The following is a 17,328-nucleotide window of genomic DNA, read 5'->3' as shown; positions in this document are numbered from 1 at the left end:
GCGTAGGGTGCGCTCGTGGAGCAGATCTGCGTGGTGACGACTGTGGTGGACGCCCGCGGGGTCGCGGACGTGCTGGCGGCCGCGGCCGTGGCCGGCCGGCTGGCGGCCTGCGCCCAGGTCGGCGGCCCGGTGGACAGCACCTACTGGTGGCAGTCGGCGATCCAGACCACCGCCGAGTGGCAGGTGCGGTTCAAGACCCTGCCGGACCGGGTGGACGCCCTGGTCGACCAGCTCCGCGCCAACCACCCGTACGAGGTGCCGGAGATCCTGGTCAGCCGGGAGGACAGCGGCAACCCCGGCTACACCGCCTGGGTGCGCGAGCAGACCCGCCCCTAGGTACTCCTACTCTGTCCGTCCGCTCCGCCGCCCGCGAAGCTGGCCGGGTGGAGAACACCGGCTACCCCTGCCCCGGTTGCGGCGCCCCGGCCGACCTCGTCGCCGGATGCCGCGGCTGCGGCCGTCCGCCCTACCCGCCCGCCGCCGAGGTGGTCCGGCTGGACCGGGAGATCACCGAGCTGGTGCCGCGCGTCGAGGCGGCCCGGCTCGCGTACCAGGATCTGTCCGGCCGGCTGGTCACGGCCCGGCAGCGACGGGCGGCGCTGGCCGCCCGGGTCCGTCAGGAGATCCCCGCGCCGCGCGCCGCCGGTCCCGCGCCGCTCCCGGCGGCGCCGCCGCGTCAACTTCCGCAGGCCCCCGCCGCGGTACGCCCCGGCGGCGCGGAGACCTCCACCCGCGCGGTCCAGGGCCTGCTGTTCGTCCTCGGCGGGCTGCTGCTCGGCACCGCCGCCGTGGTGTTCACCGCCGTCGCCTGGAGCACGTTCGGGGTGGCCGGCCGGGCGCTGATCCTGCTCGCCGTCACCGCGCTGGCCCTGGTCGCGCCGCTCGTCGCCCGGGCCCGCGGGCTGCGCGGCACCGCCGAGACGCTCGCCTCGGTGGCGCTGCTCCTGGTGGTCCTGGACGGATCCGCCGCCTGGTCGGTAAACCTGTTCGGGGTGACCGGCCTGCCCGGCAGCCGGTACGCGGCGCTGGTGGCGGCGGGCAGCGCCGCGGTGGCCGCCGGTTACGCGCTGGTCAGTCGCCTCACCGCACCCTGGTTCGCGGCGTGGCTGCTCGCGCAGCCGGTGCTGCCGCTGGCCGCTGCCGCGTTCCGGCCCACCGCCGCCGGCTGGGCGCTGGTGCTGACCGCCGTGGCGCTCGGTGACCTCGCGGTCGTGGTCGTGCTGCGCCGCCGTACCTCCGGCAGCCGCACGGCGCTCGCGGCCGGGCGGGTGCTGGGCTGGACCGGGCACGGCCTGGCGCTGGTCCTGGCGGCCGGCTGCGCGCTGGTGCCGCTGGCGGTCGGCCACGCGGCGGGCACGCCGCTGCTGGCCGGCGGCCCGCTGCTGGTGGTGGCGCTGGCGCTGGTCGCCGGCGCGCTCGCCGCGGGTGGCCGCCTCTGGCGTGCGACGACCACCGGGTTGCTGGTGCCGGTGCTCGCTCTCGCGCTGATCCGGCCGGTCGCCGAGTGGCGGCCCGGGCTGCTGCTGATCGCCGCCGGCCTCGTGGTGGCGGCGCTCGCCGGAGCGGTCCGGGCGTTGCCGGCGCCGGTCCGGACCGGCCCGCTCGTGGGCGCGCTCGCGGTGGCCGCCGCGCTGGGCCAGGTCGTGGTCGTGCTCACCGGCGTGGTCGGCGCGGCCACCGCGAGTGTCGGCTTCCCGGCCTGGCAGGGCGGCCGGGACGTGCCGGTTCCGTCCTGGGGCTGGCAGCTTCCGGTGGCCCTGCTGCTGACCGCCGGGGCGGTCGCGCTGCTGACGCCCCGGGCCGTCCGGCCGCTCGCCGGTGTGGCCGCCGCCGGGCTGGTCGCCCTCGCCGCGCCGGCCGTGACGGCGACGCCGTGGCCGCTGGTGCTGGTCGTGGATCTGGCGACCGCCGCCGCGCTGCTGCTGGCGGCGGTGGCCCGGCCGCGTGGGAGACGGGTCGTCGTCCCGGTCACCGCGTCGGCCGGGGCGGTACTGCTCGGGCACGCGCTGCTCGTCGGCTGCGCCGCCCCGGGCGGGGCCGTCGCCGTGCTCGCCGTGACCGCGGTGCTCGGCGTGGCGCTCGCCGCGCTGGGCCGGCGCGGGCGGGACGCGCAGCCGGTCGTGGGCGGCCTCGCGCTCGCGGTGGCGCTGCTCGCCGTACCGGCGGCTGTGGCGGTCGCGCTGCTCGGCCTGGGCGCGCCGCTCTGGTGGCAACTGCGGGGTGCCCTCGCCGCCGTCGTGGTGCCGGTCGTCGTCGTCCTCGCCGTCCGTCGCCTGTGGACCGACCTGAGCGGGTACGCCTCGACGGGGCTCGCCGTGGCGCTCACCGGGACCGGCCTCGTGCCGCTCGTCGCGCCGGGCGGGGAACCGGTGGCGCCGTACGCCACGGCGGGGGTGCTGCTGGCGCTCGCCGCCGGGGCCGGCTCCCGGCCGGCGGTCGCGCTGCGCGCGGTCGGCGGCGCGCTGGCTGTCGTGGCGTTGCTGGCGGTGTCCCCGGTGGTGCTGACAGTGCTCGTGGACCTGCCGGTGCAACCCTGGTCCGGGGTGCCCGCCGCCGCGGCGGCGTCCGCCGGGACCGCCCGCGCCGGGCTGGTGCTGCTGCTCCTGGGTGCTGCCGCCGGTGCGTACGCCGCGACGGATCGCCGCGTCGCCTGGTGGCTCGCCGCGCTGCCGTTCGGCGCTGTCGCGCTGCCGGTGCTGGCGGAGGCGGCCGGTGCGCCCTGGCCGGTGGTGCCGGCGGTCGCGTTCGGCATCGGGCTGGGCGCGCTGCTGGTCGCCGCGCTCACCCCTGCCCGCCCGGCGGTGCTCGTGCCGCTCGGGGCGGTGCTCGCCGTACCCGGGTTCGGTGGCCTGCTCGCCACCCGGGCGCTGACGCTCGCCGCACTCGGGGCGCTGGTGGTGGCCGGTGCCGTGACCGGGGCGGCCGGGCGGCCGGCGGTGGTCCGGATCGCGGGGTGGCTGGGCGCGGTCGCGACTGCCACCGGGTTCGCGGTCACCGCGTCGCTGGCGGCGGGGCTGCCGCTGCGTACCGCGGCGTTCGCCGCCCTGGCCGTCGCGGCGGTGACGCTGCACGCGGTGCCGCTGCTGCGCGTGCGCCGATCCGGGCGGCCGGGTGTGTGGGCGATGGAGGCGGCGGCGCAGGCAGTGGCGCTGCTCGCGCTGCTGCTCGCCGGCGGTTCGTTGCGGCACGCGGCGGCGGTCTGCGTGCTGTGGGGGGTGGCCGTCGCGGTCCGGGTGCCGCGCCGGGGCGAGTCGCCGGCCGGACGTCGCGTGCTGGCGGCGGTGGCCGCCGGCAGCGAGCTGGTCGGGGCGTGGCTGCTGCTCGCCGCGGGCGGGGTGGTCGTGCTGGAGGCGTACACGCTGCCGGCGGCGGCGCTCGCCCTGGGCGCCGGGCTGCTGGCGCTGCGGCGCCGGCCCGGGCTGACCAGTTGGCCGGCGCTCGGCCCGGGGCTCGGTGCGGCTTTCCTGCCGAGCCTCGTGTCGGTTCTGGTCTCCGGTGAGCCGCAGCCGTGGCGGCGGCTGGCACTCGGCGCGGCGGCGCTCGTCGTCGTGCTCGGCGGGGCGACCCGGCGCTGGCAGGCGCCTGTGGTGCTGGGCGCGGCCACGCTGGTGCCGCTGGCGCTGCACGAGCTGGCCCGGGGCTGGGACCTGCTGCCCCGCTGGATCTTCCTGGGAGTGGGCGGGCTGCTGCTGATCGGGCTGGCCGCCACCTACGAGCGGCGCCGGCGCGACCTGGTCCGGCTGCGCGACGCGGTCGCCCGGCTCGGCTGACCGGCACGGATGCGGCCCGGACGGGGAACGATCCCGGCCCGGGCCGCATCCGTGCGTCTCACCTGATCGGCGAGCCGCCGTCCACCGGGATGGTGTGGCCGTGGATGAATGACGCGTCGTCGCTGGCGAGGAAGCAGACCGCGCGGGCGATCTCGTGCGGCTCGCCGTACCGGCCGGCGGGCGCCTGCATGGTCAGGTCGTAGAACGGGAAGTCGCTGGTGATCTCCGCACCCTCGAAGGCGGCGGTCTTGATCACGCCGGGGCCGATGCCCACAGCGCGGATGCCCTGGTGGCCGTAGTCGTAGGCGATCTGCTTGGTGAGCCCGATGACGCCGTGCTTGGCGGTGGTGTACTCCGCGCCGACCTCGCTGGCGACCACGCCGGACGCCGACGACACGTTGATCACGACACCCTTGCCGCGCTCCAGCATGTGGGGCAGCGTCGCCTTCGTCACCAGGAAGACGCCCTTCAGGTCGACCTCCATGACCAGGTCCCACTGCTTGTTCTCGATCTCCAGCAGCGGCACGTACGCGCCGAACACACCGGCGTTGTTCACCAGCACGTCGATGCGCCCGTACGCGTCGAGGGCGGCGCTCACCATGGCGCGTACCGAGTCCTCGTCGGTGACGTCGGCCGCCACCGCCACCGCGTCGCCGCCGGCTTCCTTGACGCGGGTGACTGTCGCCTCGGCACGTTCCAGGGAGAGGTCGGAGACGACCACCTTCGCGCCCTCGGCGGCCAGCTCGACGCACATGGACATGCCGAGTCCGGAGCCGACCTGGTCCGGGCTGAAACCGCCGCCCGTCACCAGCACCACCTTGTCCGTCAATCCACGCACCGCGCTGTCTCCCGTCTCTCGATGACCGTGCAACCGGCCTATCGGCCGTTCGGCTGAGTGTCACTCATCTTTACGTACAGATTAGCTGGTCAGAGGGGGTGCGCCCACCGGCGAGAGGGTCCACTGCGGTGTGACGAAGATCGTTGCACTGCGTCGGCCCGGAGGGGTAGGGACAGCACCACCCCCGAGCCGGGGGCCTGCGGGATTACCCACGGCGACGGTCATCGGCAAAATCGGTGACGGAGAGTCGCGTACGGAGCGTGGCTCGCGGCATCGGGGGCGACATGACTACTTCCACGTCGACGGAACCCGCGGCTCGGCGGGGCAGCGACTACGCGCGGCTGTCCCGCCGGATCGCCGAGGCGGGGCTGTTCGAGCGGCGGCCCGGCCGGTACGCGCTGCGGATCGCGCTCACGCTCGGTGCGTTCCTGGCCGGCTGGGTCGTGGTGGCGCTCGTCGGCGACTCGTGGTGGCAGGTGCCGCTGGCGGTGGTGATGGCGGTGGCCACCACGCAGGTGGCGTTCCTCGGCCACGACGCCGGGCACCGGCAGATGTTCCGCCGGCGTGGGCCGAGCGAGGCGGCCGGACTGGTCGCCGGCAACCTCGCGGTCGGGCTCAGCTACGGCTGGTGGGTCGACAAGCACAACCGGCACCACGCCAACCCGAACCACACCGACGAGGACCCGGACGTCGGCGCGGGCGCGCTGGTCTGGACGTACGAGCAGGCGATGGCCACGCGTGGCCTGAGCCGGTGGATGGCCCGCCGCCAGGCGTGGCTGTTCTTCCCGCTGCTCCTGCTGGAAGGGCTGGCGTTGCACGTGGCGAGCGTGCAGGCGCTCGTCGGCCGGGAACCGGACGGGCGGTGGCGGGTGCCGATGCGGCACCGGGCCGTGGAGGCGCTGCTGCTCGCCGTGCACGCCGCCGGCTACCTCGGGCTGCTGTTCGCGGTCATGTCACCGGCGAAGGCGCTGCTGTTCGTCGCCGTGCACCAGGGGCTGTGGGGCCTCTACATGGGCTGCTCGTTCGCCCCGAACCACAAGGGCATGCCGATGCCCACCGCCGACGACGAGCTGGACTACCTGCGCAAGCAGGTGCTGACGTCGCGCAACGTCCGTGGCGGCCGGTTCGTCGACCTGGCGCTGGGCGGGCTCAACTACCAGATCGAGCACCACCTGTTCCCGAACATGCCGCGCGCCAACCTGCGCCGGGCCCGGCCGCTGGTGATGGCGTACTGCGCCGAGCAGGGCGTCCCGTACGCGGAGACCGGGCTGTTCGAGTCGTACCGGCAGGCCCTGGCGCACCTGCACGACGTGGGCCGGCCGCTGCGCGCGGCCTGAGCGCGGCGGGCCGGGCGGGGGCGAGTGGGGGCGCCTCCGCCCGGCGTCAGGTCAGGACCCGGACCCCGAGAAGGCCGCGGCGATTGCCGCAGGTGCCTCCTCCACCGCGCCGGGGGCGGGCGGGCTCAGCTTCACCGGCGTGCCGAACTCGGAGTAGGCGACGGACATCTCGCCGAGCGACGCATCGATGGGAGTCATGTCCATCTTGAACGTGCTGAGGCGCCCCTGCTCGTCGACGGTCGCGGTGAACGGCAGCGCCTTCGCCTTGTCGCCCGCCGCCGTGAGCGCCTTCCCGGTGGCGCCGCTGCGCGTGTAGTCGAGCGTCCCGGCGTACGAGCGGTCACCCGAGCCGCGGACGTCGACCACCGCGGCGAGCAGCTTCTTGACGCCGCCCGGGTCGTCCACCGGCATCACGCCGTCGCCGGTGTCCATGCGCAGCCACTTCCGGGAACCGCCGAGCTGCTCGCCCAGCGCACCGTCGAACTTGACCCAGGTGTCGTTGCCGATGACCAGCATCCGCACCTCACCGAACGCGGCCATCGTCAGGGTGGTCTGCATGGTGCGGGCCCGCGGATCGGTGACGCCGTGCGCGGTGAGCATGGCCGAGTCCAGCTTGACCCGCAGCGTCTGCTCGTTGAGCTTCCCGATGGCGGCGGTCAGTTCGTCACGCGGCGTCGTCGCCGGGCTCGCGGAGCCCGCAGCCGCGGCCCGTTCGGCTGGCGCGTCCGCTCCGGTCCGGTCGCCGCATCCGGTCAGACCGAGGCCGAGCACCGCGACGAGCGCGACCCCCGTGGTCGCCAGCCGTCGTTTCGTCATCAGTGATGTTCCTCCGCGAAGAGGGCCCCGCACCGGGGCCGGACGATCAATGTAACGGCACCCGCCGGGTGGCGTGCGCCCCTTTTCCGCGGTGCGCGGCGAGGCCTCCGGCGGGGGTGGCCGGTAGGGTCGTCGCATGGTGGAGGGCGCGTCGCGGTGGTGGCGCGCGGCGCGGCGGGGTGAACGGCCCCGGCCGCGTCACGGGACGACATCGTGCGGAGCTGCGGCATGAGATTCGAGATCAGCAAGGTGCTCGACGCCATCGAGGGTCGGGTCTGCACCGACCCGTCGCTGGCCCGGGCCGTGGTCGACCTGGCCGAGGTCATCCGCTGGCAGAACCTGGACGGCGGACGCCCGGCCAGCCTGCTGCGGCTCGGCATGGTGATCGACGCGCTGTCCCGGCAGATCGGCGAGGACAGCGTCCCGGTCTACGCGATCGTGCACCGGGCGCTGCTGTCCGACGCCGACCTGACGTCCAACGAGCGGATGGTGGTGCGCCGGTGGGCCGACGACGGCCTGGTGGAGGTGCTCGACCAGCCCGGTGACCGGATGCTGGAGGTGGCCGACCTGCTCGGCCTGCCGGTGCTCACCCGGGCGCGGCTGGACGGGCTCGTCGGGCGGTACCCGTGGGTCGCGCAGGCGGGCCGGGTGCTCGCCCCGGTGCCGGGCGCCGGCGGGCCGGTCTTCATCGCGCACGTCGGCGGCGGCCAGGACCCGGCCACCGGGAGCCGCTCACCCGCCGGCGTCAAGGTGCTCTCCCGGAAGTGGCGCTGTCCCGAGCCGGGCTGCGCGCTGTTCGGCGGCGGTGGGGGCGGCGGAGCCTTCGCCGACCTGGCCGCCGTGGACCGGGTGCCGGCCGAGCAGCCGCCGCCCACGCTGCGTACCGGCGCGCCGACCTGCCCCCGGCACGGCGCGCGGCTCTCCGACGCCGGCCCGCGCCCGCGTACCGCGGTGCTCGCGGCGCGCATCGGCGGCCTGGTCCGCAAGCGGTTCGTGCTCACCGAGACCGAGCCGGTGGCGATCGGCCGGGCGCCGGACGGCCCGGGCGGGGTGACGCTCGGCCAGTGGCTCAACGACGAGGCCCGCCGCTGGATCAGCCGCAGCCACATCCGCCTGGAGCTGCGGGTGGGCGAGGTGGTGGTCACCGACACCAGCACCAACGGCTCCGGCGTACGCCCCGGCGGCTCGATGGCCGAGCACGAGCGGATCGCGCTGGCGCCGCAGCAGTCCCGGGTGCTCGCCGAGGGCGACCTGATCGAGCTGTACCCGGGCGTGCAGGTCGGCCGCGCCGACGACATGACCAGCGACGCGAAGTACACCCCGAACTCGGTGATGGCCGAGGCACCGACGATGGCGATGCGGCTGCCGCGTCAGTGACGGGCACGTGCGAAGGCGCCGGGACCGTCGTGGTCCCGGCGCCTTCCTCGCGTACGGAGTGAGCCTTCTCGCGTACGGCCTCAGCCGGCGAGCACGGCGGCGAGCTGCGCCACCGCGTGGTCGATCTCCTCTTCGGTGATCACCAGCGGCGGGGCGAGCCGGATGGTCGAGCCGTGCGTGTCCTTGGCGAGCACACCCCGCTCCATCAGCCGCTCGCACGCCTGCCGGCCGGTCATCAGCGCCGGGTCGATGTCCAGCCCGGCCCACAGCCCGCGACCGCGTACCGCCACCAGGCCCTTGCCGATCAGGCCGCGCAGGCCGGCGTGCAGCCGCTCACCCAGCTCGGCCGAGCGGCGCTGGAACTCGCCGGTCGCCAGCAGCCGGACCACCTCGGTCGCGACCGCGCAGGCCAGCGGGTTGCCGCCGAACGTCGAGCCGTGCTGGCCCGGCTGGAGCACACCCAGCACGTCGCGGTTCGCGGCCACCGCCGACACCGGCACGATGCCGCCGCCGAGCGCCTTGCCCAGCAGGTACATGTCCGGCTCGACGCCCTCGTGCTCGCAGGCGAACGTCGCGCCGGTACGCCCCAGACCCGACTGGATCTCGTCGGCGACGAACAGCACGCTGCGTTCGGTGCAGACCCGGCGCACACCCGGCAGGTAGCCCTCCGGCGGCACCACGACGCCCTGCTCACCCTGGATCGGCTCCAGCAGCACGGCCACCGTGTTCTCGTCGATCGCCGCGGTCAGCGCGTCCAGGTCGCCGTAGGGGACCACAGTGAAGCCCGGGGTGTACGGCCCGAAGTCGGCGCGTGCGTCCTCGTCGGTGGAGAAGCTGACGATCGTGGTCGTACGGCCGTGGAAGTTGCCCTCCGCCACCACGATGTTGGCCCGGCCCGGCGTGACGCCCTTGACCTGGTAGCCCCACTTGCGGGCCACCTTGATGCCGGTCTCCACCGCCTCGGCGCCGGTGTTCATCGGCAGCACCAGGTCCTTGCCGCAGAGCGCGGCCAGCTCGCGGCAGAAGTCGGCGAACTGGTCGTGGATGAACGCACGGCTGGTCAGCGTGAGCCGGTCGAGCTGCGTGTGCGCTGCCTCGATCAGCTTCGGGTGCCGGTGGCCGAAGTTCAGTGCCGAGTATCCCGCCAGGCAGTCCAGGTAGCGGCGGCCGTCCACGTCGGTCAGCCAGGCGCCCTCGGCCGACGAGATCACCACGGGCAGCGGGTGGTAGTTGTGCGCCGTGTGACGCTCCGCGTCCCGGACCGCGGACGGAGTCCGCAGCATGTCGTCGATGATCACTTGCTCGCCTTTCCCTGACGGAGTCGCAACGTGCAGCACTTCGGTCCGCCGCCGGCCTTGCGCAGCTCGGACAGGTCGATCCCGATGGTCTCGTAACCCCGGTCGCGCAGCTTCGCGGCCAGGTCGGTGGCCTGCGCGGGCAGCACCACGTGCCGGCCGTCGCTCACCGCGTTCAGGCCCAGCACCTCGGCGTCGGCCAGGGTGGCGTGGATCGCGTCCGGGAACAGCCGGCGCAGCACCGCCCGGCTGCCGGGGGAGAACGCCTCCGGCAGGTACGCCACGGTGCGCTCGTCGAGCACCGTCAGCGCGGTGTCCAGGTGGTAGAAGCGGGGGTCCACCAGCTGCATGGTGATCACCGGGTAGCCGAAGACCTCCTGGAGCTGCGCGTGCGAGGCGTGCGCGGTGCGGAACCCGGTGCCGGCGAGCAGGTGGTCACCGGCCAGCAGGACGTCGCCCTCGCCCTCGTTGACGTGCTTCGGGTCGTACATCTCGAAGCCGGCGCCCTCGAACCAGGCGCGGTACGCGGGCGCCTCGTCGGCGCGCTGCGGGTCGCGGAACTGCACCGCCACGGCCTTACCGTCGATCACGGTGCCGCCGTTCGCGGCGAAGACCATGTCCGGCAGGCCGGCGACCGGCTCGATCAGGTCGACCTCGTGGCCCAGGTCCAGGTACGTGCGCCGGAGCTGCTCCCACTGCCGGATCGCCAGGTCGGTGTCGACCGGGGCGGTGGGGTCCATCCACGGGTTGATCGCGTAGTCGACGGCGAAGTACGTCGGCCGGCACATCAGAAAGCGCTGGCGGATGGCGTCCATCGTCATGTCGTGCTCCCAGGGTCGGGCGCGCCCGGCCACCGTCGGCCCACGGGCTGGCGCCGTGATCCAACGTTATGCGGCCCGGGTAGACGACATCCACCGTGGGAAGTTGCGTTCGGCAGCGGATCGTTGCGTTGAATCGGTCAACGACGAGCGATCGTTGCGCCGACGCCGGACACACTTCGGGGGCGGCGAACCGCCGCCCCCGAAAGAGGTGTTGCCCGGCCGGTGAACCACCGGAGCTGATCAGGCTGCCGACGCCCTGCGTCGGCGATCGGGACAGTGCCCGTCAGAACCAGTCGCCAAACTGTGAGTCGAGCCACTCGCGGAAGCGGCCCACCCAGTCGCCGTCGGTGGTCGGCCAGTCGAACTGGCCGGTCATCGCCACGATGCCGAGCACCACGGCGGCCAGGCCGACCGCGATGCCGATCAGCGCGTCGGTCTTGCCGGCCACGTGCCGCCGACGGGTGGCGATCAGGCCCAGCACCGCCAGCACCGCGCCGGCCGCGCCGACGCCGATGCCGTACCCGGCGAGCGTGCCGGAGAGCACGAACATCGCCCCGACCACGGAGACGATCAGGCCCAGCGTGGCGAGCAGGCTGGCCCGGGGACGCTTGGTCGTGTACGGCTCCGGGCGGTCCACCCGGCCGTCGCGGTCGGTGTCCGTACCGTCGGGCCGGCCGTCCCGGTCGAGGTCGGTGCGGTCCGGACGGCCGTCGCGGTCCAGGTCGGCGGTGCGCTCGGCGACGGGCACCGCGCCGGCGGTCCGGGCGTCGGTCACCGGAGCCGTCCGCGTGTCGGCGTCGACCCGGCGGCCGGTGACCGCACGCGCCGCCGCACCCCGGTCCGCGGCCCGCCGCCGCGCCTCCGCGTCCCGCTCGTCGTCGGCTGTCGCGATCCGGCCGTCGGTGGCCGTCGCCGTCGTCCGGCCGTCGGTGGCCGCCGTCGCGTCGAGGTCGCGGGCGTCCCGGTCGGTCGCCGCGTCCCGGGCGCGCTCGTCGTCGGTAGCGGTGGCGGCGCTGCGGTACGTGGTCCGCTCCTCGTCGCGGTCGGTGACCACGGGCCGGTCGGCCGGCTGCTCGGCGGCCCGGTCGCGCTCGTCGACCACGCCGTCGCCGTTGGTATCGGTACTGGTCGCCGGAGAGTTCCGGCGGGACAGGATCTTCACTATGGCACCTCCTGATCCAGGCGCGGAGGCCGCGCATGACAAGCAGGAAGTACCCAGGTGTGCCGAAATCGACACCCCTGGGTCCGCTCCGCACACTCAGGCGCGCCGCACGGTCACGACACGGTGCGTGACCACTGCTGGTTGGTGCCCGTACCGCAGGCGTACTGCTGGACGTCCGCGCCGTCCCCGGTGCCGGCGTTCACCACGTCCAGGCACTTGCCGCTGTGCCGGGCCCGCAACTGGAACCAGCCGCCGAGCGCGGCCCACTGCCACTGCTGGTTGGCGCCGCTGCCGCAGGTGTACTGGATGATGTTGGCGCCGTCGGCGGTGGACGCGTTGGCGACGTCGAGACACTTGCCGCTCGCCGCGTTGACGAGGCGGAACCAGCCGCCACCGGCGTCCTGGAACTCCCACCGCTGGTTGCCGCCGCCGTTCCAGCCCCACTGCTTGACCTCGGCGTTGTTCGCGGTGGAGCCGTTGATCACGTCGAGCACCCGGCCGCTGTGCCGGGCGGTCACCCGGTGGTACGTGGGCGAGTTGCCGGTGACGGTGCCCGCCGCCGTGTCGACGGTGACGGACGGATACCAGGTCAGGCTCATGCTGGTGGCGGTCGGGAAGGCGATCGGCAGCCACACGTACTGGGAGTCGTTCGCCGGGCCGCCCCAGGCGCCCGCCCACCTGTCACCCAGGTAGAGGTAGCTGGTGCCGGACGTGCCCTGGATCGGCAGCACGAAGGCCGGCTGGGAGTTGAAGGTGGTGCCGTTGCCCACGTCGGTCCAGCCGCTCCACGGTCCCGAGATGCTCGGCGCGGTGGCGTACCGGGCCTGGTTCGGGCTCCAGCCCGTCGCCCCCGAGGTCAGCAGGAAGTACGTCGAGCCCCGCTTGAACATCGCCGGCGCCTCCCGGTGCGCGCCGTCCCAGAAGTTGCCCACCAGGGCGGCCACGTTGAGATAGTCCGAGGTGAGCCGGTAGATGTGCAGGTCGTAGTTGTCGTCGGCCGCCGAGATCATGTACGCGGTGCCGTTGTCGTTGTAGAGCGTGATGTCGCGGGACATGTGCTGGCCGAGCGGCCGGAAGCTGCCGTGGTACGTGTAGTTCCCGTCCACTGTGGCAGACGAGGCGACGGCGGCCCGCGCCTCGTTGTAGTCGGACCCGTTCTCCTTGTGCATCCACATCACGAACCGGCCGGTGCCCGCGTTGTAGACGACCTTCGGCCGCTCGATGTTGGCGACCCGCAGCTCCGCGGCCGACGACTGGGTGAGCACGTGGTTGCGGAACTCCCAGGTGCGCAGGTCCGTCGAGCGGTAGACGGACACCGCCCGGAACGTGTTGTCCGGGTTGCGGTTCTCGCCGAACCAGTAGTAGTAGTCGCCGACCTTGAGCACACCGCCGCCGTGGGCGTGCACCACGGCGCCGCTGGTGTCGGTGAACTGGGTGCCGTTCGGGACGGTCACCGGGGCCGCCAGCGCACCCGCCGCCGGGCCCACCACCGTCGCCGCGACGGCCACGGCGAGCGCCAGCCCTGCCGCCAGGAGGCGGCCGGCACCGCCGTGCCGTGCCGTCCACCGCATGCCGGTCATCGCCCGCAGGCCGGCGTGATCGCGGCGGGCGTCGCGCTGCTCGCCACGAGCAGGCCGAACGTCGTCGACGCGCCGGGTGCCAGCGTCCCGTTCCAGGAGGCGTTGCGGACCGCGGCGTCCTGGCCGGAGCCCTCGGCCACCCCGCCCCAGACCGACTGGATGCGCTCGTCACCGGGCCACCGCCACGAGACGAGCCAGCCCGGGACCGGCTCGGTGCCGCCGTTGCGCACAGTCACCGTGGCGACGAAGCCGCCGCCCCACCTGCTGTCGACAGTGGCGGTCGCGGAGCAGAGCGACAGCGTGCGCGCCGGTCCACCGATCACGTACGGATCCCGCGTGCCCTTGGTGTCGCCGAACCGGAACCAGTACTCGCTACCAGGGGCCAGGCCGCCGATGGTCACCGTGCCGGATCGTTCCGGCCCGGTGACGGCCTCGGCCACCGGATCGCGCCACGCGGTGGCGTCCTCGCGGCTGGTGAAGAGGCTGATGAGCAGCGGCGGGTCGTAACCGCAGGGCGGGCTGAGCACCATCCAGTAGGTGATGGTGAGGCTGGTCGTGGTGGCCCCGGTGGCCTGACCGGTGACCGGCAGCGCCGGCGGGCAGGCGTACGTGGGCGTCGGGGTGGGCGTCGCCGCGGTGGCGGGCGTCATCGCCGTGGTGGTGGGCGACCGGTCGGCACCGGCCGAGGCGGCCAGGCCGGTCAGGGCGAGGGTGGCGGCCAGCGCCGCGCCGAGGGTACGGAGCATCTGTCTCTCCCGAGCTGGGGGCGCCGGGGGCGGTCGGCGCCGGAGTGGTGGTGGACCGCGATGTCGCCGCCGCGGCGGCACGGCGGACTTGCCGGAGACGACTGCCCGGCACCGGGGTGGCGCATCACCCCGCGCTTGTCCCTCCGGCGAGATCGAGCTGCTCGCACTGGCTCCCGAGCGCTGCCGCCGCCAGTCTTTCAGTAGACGACCGTCGATTCAATGCCGTCCCGGCACCCGACGTCGCCGGCGGCGCGGCCTGCTGGCTACGCTTGGCCGTTGTGCCAGAGGGACACAGCATCCACCGCCTCGCCGCCCGGCACGCCGAGCTGTTCGCGGGCGACAAGGTGCACGCCGACAGCCCGCAGGGGCGCTTCGCCGAGGGCGCGGCCCGCCTGAGCGGCACCGTCCTGGACGGCACCGAGGCGTACGGCAAGCACCTGCTGCACCACTACGCGGGCGAGCTGACGCTGCATGTACACCTGGGTCTGTACGGCAAGTTCGCCGACGGGCCGGGGGAGCCGCCGGCCCCGGTCGGGCAGGTGCGGTTGCGTCTGCACAGCGACCGGCACTGGCTGGAACTGCGCGGCCCGACCGCCTGCGAGTTGCTGACCCCACCCGAGGTGGCGGCGCTGCGCGACCGGCTCGGGCCCGACCCGCTGCGCGCCGACGCCGACCCGGACCGGGCGTACGCGCGGATCCGCCGCAGCCCCACCCCGCTGGCCGCGCTGCTGCTCGACCAGTCGGTGGTGGCCGGCACCGGTCTGATCTTCGTGACCGAGGCGCTGTTCCGGGCCGGGCTGCCGCCGCTGCTGCCCGGCCGGGAGCTGACGCCGGCCGGCTGGGCCGAACTCTGGGCGGACCTCGTGATGCTGATGGCCCGCGCGGTCGAGCGGGGGCGGATCGACACGGTGCGCGACGCCGACCTGCCGGAGGTGACCGGCCGTGCGCCGCGCGTGGACAGGCACGGCGGTGAGGTGTACGTCTACCGCCGCCCCGGCGCGCCCTGCCACGTCTGCGGCACCCCGGTCAGCCGGGGCGCGCTCGCCGGACGCAACCTCTACTGGTGCCCCACCTGCCAGGCGGGCTGACCTCTCGGCGTACCTGCCGCTGCGCCCGCTCCGGGTGCGGCGGCGCTGTCACATCTCGTCGAGCAGCCAGCGGGCCGCCTCGACGTTGCCGGGGAAGACCTGGTCGCCGCCGATGCTCCAGGCCACCGTCTGGCCGATCGCCCAGCCGCGTACCCGCTCCCGGTCCAGACCCAGCTCGGCGCTGAGCCGGTCGAGCCGGTGCCGGACCGCCGTGGGGGAGTGGCCCAGCTCCGCGCCGCGCACGAGCGGCACCACGGCGAACTCCCGCTCACCGACCAGCGGCTTCGGGTCGATCACCAGCCACGGTTCGCGCCCGGCGGCCAGGATGTTTCCCGCGTGCAGGTCCTGGTTGACCAGCACCTGCTCACCCTGACTCGGCGCCAGGTCGGCGAGCAGCCCGAGCGCGGTGTCGAGCAGCCGTCGCTCGTACGGGCGGCCGGCCCGCCGCCAGTTGCCGGGCATCCGGTCCGCCCAGCCGGCCGCCTCCTCGGCCAGCGGCGTGAACGGCGCGCCGGCCGGCACCGCGAGCCCCGGCAGCAGCCCGATCGCGACGTCGAGCGCCGCGTCGGCCGCCAGGGAGTGCAGCGGCGTACCCGGGTCGCACCGCTCGACGAGCAGCGCGCGCCGGCCGGGATCGTGCCCGAGCAGCCGGATCGCACCCCGCCCGTCCCAGTGCGCCAGCGCGGTGGCCTCGTGGACGCTGTCGTCGTCCGGGTACTGGAGCTTCAGCACCGCCCGGGTCCCGTCCGGAAGCGTCGCGGGCAGCGCCAGCGAGGCGAACGCGTACGCGAACGGCGAGCCGACCGTCAGCTCCCACCGCGCGACGCAATGGGCCAGCCGGCCGGGCAGCTCCGCGAGCCACGCCCGGCCGGCCTCCGTCCGCTCGACCCAGCGCAGCCCTTCGGGAATGTCGCACCGCATCCGGACATCCTGACCGGTAGGGCGACGATCCGCTGTCCCCCCCCCCCGGGCCGGTCTCGCGCTCGCCGGTGCGGCCCCTGCGCCTCGCCGGTGCGCGTCAGCGCAGCCGGCGGATGTCCCCGTACGCCCGGTAGAAGCCGCCCCGGCCGGACTCGCGGACCTCGGTCACCAGGTAGCGGGCGCCCGGCTCGCGGATGCCCTTGGGGAACTGCACCGACCAGTCCCGCCGGTAGCCGTCGGCGAGCACGTGCACGCGCAGCCGGCCGCCCTGCTCGACGCACTGCACCAGCACGCCGTCGCGCGCGTCGGTGGTCACCTCGACCGAGGTCCAGGCGGCCGTCTCGGGCATCCGGGCCGGCGCCTTGACGTCGACCACGTCGGGCACGCTGCCCGCCTCGGCCGCCCGGATCGCCGTCTCGCTCGCGTCGATGCAGGCCAGGTAGCCGCTCGTGGTGACCACGTAGAGCCGGTTGTCGTGGTACTGCATCGAGTACGCCGAGCCGCAGCCGGTGCCGAGCTTCCACAGCCGGTTGCCGGCCTGGTCGAAGCAGTAGATCGAGGAGGCGCTGTCGCCCGCGAACACGTACCGGCCGCCCTCTGCGGTGGCGCAGGAGAAGACCGCCGAGTCGCAGCGGTAGACCTGCTCGGCCCGGCCGTCCTTGCGCAGGCGCACCACCTCGCGGGTGCCCGTACCGGCGAAGACGGCGTCCCGCTCCTGCCAGCCGAACAGCACCGCCCCGGTGCCGGTGTGCCACAGCTCGCGCCCGGTACGCCAGTCGTAGCCGGTGACTCCCTGCGAGTGGCCGTGGTAGAGCGCGTCGGCGTCGCAGCGCACCATCCACGCCGACCGGCCCCGCCCCGGCCGGCGCCAGAGGAACTCGTCCTCGTGGTCGATCGCCGAGATGCCGCCGTCCCGGTCGGACACGCCCAGCACGCCGTCGTGGATGTCCAGCCAGTAGATGTCGATCTCGGGTGCGATCGCGTACGCCGCGCGGGGCACCTTGCCGGACAGGTCGTAGACGTTGCCGTCGTCGCAGCCCGCGTAGACCCAGGCGTCGTCGGCGACGATGCACTTCACCCCGTCGGGCAGCCGGACCTGGTTGACCAGCCGGGCGTCGTGGTCGAGCGTGGTGATCACGCCGTGCTCGTTGCCGACCATGCAGTGCCTGTCGTCGACGAAGATGCCGAAGGCCGGCGCGCCCGAGGCGTACCGCCAGAGGACCGGGGCGGTGCGGGCGGTCGAGCGGGTGCTGACGATCTGCCGGCGCGACACAGTGCGCTTCTGGCGTACGCCCGGCACCGCCGGGGCGTACCCCTTGCGGACCTTCTCGCCGATCTTCTTCGCGGCGGCGGCGCGGGCGCGGGCGTTGTCCGGGTAGGTGCTGGTCTTCACCTGGCCCTGGTCGCCGATCCGCCCGTAGCGCACTGTCATCGCGGTGTCGTCGACCACCACCTCGTAGAACTTGTGCGCTCCACCATCCACTTCGGACAGTTCGAGGTAGGTCGTCTCCTGCGACATGGGGGGTTACCTCCGAGGGGAAGTGCCGGACCGGCAACGCGACAGCGCGCACACGCTA

The 17,328-nt window shown here is 74.5% G+C and carries 14 protein-coding genes; 5 read left to right on the top strand and 9 right to left on the bottom strand.

What is annotated here, in order from left to right; all coding sequences use genetic code 11:
* Positions 1-15: 15 nt before the first annotated feature.
* Positions 16-336 carry a divalent-cation tolerance protein CutA gene (gene cutA, locus O7546_RS23735; RefSeq protein WP_194800532.1) on the top strand — a complete coding sequence of 107 codons (321 nt, stop codon included), beginning with the start codon at positions 16-18 and terminating at the stop codon, positions 334-336.
* A gap of 47 nt (positions 337-383) precedes the next feature.
* The gene (locus tag O7546_RS23730) at positions 384-3,770 is read left to right on the top strand and encodes a hypothetical protein (protein ID WP_281600059.1); all 3,387 of its coding nucleotides are present in this window, start codon (positions 384-386) and stop codon (positions 3,768-3,770) included.
* A 58-nt stretch (positions 3,771-3,828) separates the two neighbouring features.
* Here the strand turns inward: O7546_RS23730 and O7546_RS23725 are convergent, their stop codons facing one another.
* Positions 3,829-4,608 (bottom strand): glucose 1-dehydrogenase, encoded by a 780-nt coding sequence (locus O7546_RS23725; protein WP_194800534.1) that lies wholly within the window; start codon positions 4,606-4,608, stop codon positions 3,829-3,831.
* A gap of 284 nt (positions 4,609-4,892) precedes the next feature.
* Here O7546_RS23725 and O7546_RS23720 point away from each other — a divergent pair, with 284 nt between their 5' ends.
* The gene (locus O7546_RS23720) at positions 4,893-5,945 is read left to right on the top strand and encodes an acyl-CoA desaturase (RefSeq protein WP_269697595.1); all 1,053 of its coding nucleotides are present in this window, start codon (positions 4,893-4,895) and stop codon (positions 5,943-5,945) included.
* A gap of 51 nt (positions 5,946-5,996) precedes the next feature.
* Here O7546_RS23720 and O7546_RS23715 read toward each other — a convergent pair whose 3' ends face one another.
* Entirely contained in the window at positions 5,997-6,761 is a 765-nt protein-coding gene (locus tag O7546_RS23715; RefSeq protein ID WP_194800536.1) for a hypothetical protein, read from the bottom strand.
* A 228-nt stretch (positions 6,762-6,989) separates the two neighbouring features.
* Between O7546_RS23715 and O7546_RS23710 the strand changes: the two genes are divergently transcribed.
* Complete coding sequence (locus O7546_RS23710; protein ID WP_135241854.1) at positions 6,990-8,138, top strand: FHA domain-containing protein; 1,149 nt, start codon at positions 6,990-6,992, stop codon at positions 8,136-8,138.
* 80 nt (positions 8,139-8,218) lie between these two features.
* Here the strand turns inward: O7546_RS23710 and rocD are convergent, their stop codons facing one another.
* From rocD to O7546_RS23685, 5 genes are all read right to left on the bottom strand, one after another.
* Positions 8,219-9,433, bottom strand: coding sequence for an ornithine--oxo-acid transaminase (gene rocD / locus O7546_RS23705; RefSeq protein ID WP_269698155.1), 1,215 nt, complete (start codon positions 9,431-9,433; stop codon positions 8,219-8,221).
* Positions 9,433-10,248: a dimethylargininase gene (gene ddaH / locus O7546_RS23700; RefSeq protein WP_281601181.1), complete on the bottom strand. Its 816-nt coding sequence runs from the start codon at positions 10,246-10,248 to the stop codon at positions 9,433-9,435. Before ddaH ends, rocD begins: the two co-directional genes overlap by 1 nt.
* 289 nt (positions 10,249-10,537) lie before the next feature.
* On the bottom strand, positions 10,538-11,416 hold the full coding sequence (locus O7546_RS23695) for a thrombospondin (RefSeq protein WP_194800537.1): 879 nt from the start codon (positions 11,414-11,416) through the stop codon (positions 10,538-10,540).
* 113 nt (positions 11,417-11,529) lie between these two features.
* Complete coding sequence (locus O7546_RS23690) at positions 11,530-12,987, bottom strand: RICIN domain-containing protein (protein ID WP_194800724.1); 1,458 nt, start codon at positions 12,985-12,987, stop codon at positions 11,530-11,532.
* Between the two features lie 5 nt (positions 12,988-12,992).
* Positions 12,993-13,742, bottom strand: a complete 750-nt coding sequence (locus O7546_RS23685; RefSeq protein WP_194800538.1) for a cellulose binding domain-containing protein — start codon at positions 13,740-13,742, stop codon at positions 12,993-12,995.
* 278 nt (positions 13,743-14,020) lie between these two features.
* On the opposite strand from O7546_RS23685, the gene O7546_RS23680 reads away from it, so the two are divergent.
* On the top strand, positions 14,021-14,830 hold the full coding sequence (locus O7546_RS23680) for a DNA-formamidopyrimidine glycosylase family protein (protein WP_281600058.1): 810 nt from the start codon (positions 14,021-14,023) through the stop codon (positions 14,828-14,830).
* A 48-nt stretch (positions 14,831-14,878) separates the two neighbouring features.
* Here the strand turns inward: O7546_RS23680 and O7546_RS23675 are convergent, their stop codons facing one another.
* Together O7546_RS23675 and O7546_RS23670 are read right to left on the bottom strand one after the other, a co-directional pair.
* Positions 14,879-15,751, bottom strand: coding sequence for an aminoglycoside phosphotransferase family protein (locus O7546_RS23675; protein ID WP_281600057.1), 873 nt, complete (start codon positions 15,749-15,751; stop codon positions 14,879-14,881).
* 97 nt (positions 15,752-15,848) lie between these two features.
* Positions 15,849-17,270: a WGR domain-containing protein gene (locus tag O7546_RS23670; protein ID WP_194800541.1), complete on the bottom strand. Its 1,422-nt coding sequence runs from the start codon at positions 17,268-17,270 to the stop codon at positions 15,849-15,851.
* Between the last annotated feature and the right edge of the window lie 58 nt (positions 17,271-17,328).

Source organism: Micromonospora sp. WMMA1976 (assembly GCF_027497335.1).
Taxonomy (GTDB): Bacteria; Actinomycetota; Actinomycetes; order Mycobacteriales; family Micromonosporaceae; genus Micromonospora; species Micromonospora aurantiaca.
The sequence above is the reverse complement of the archived record's forward strand: the minus strand, read 5'-3'. Positions and strand labels throughout refer to the sequence as shown.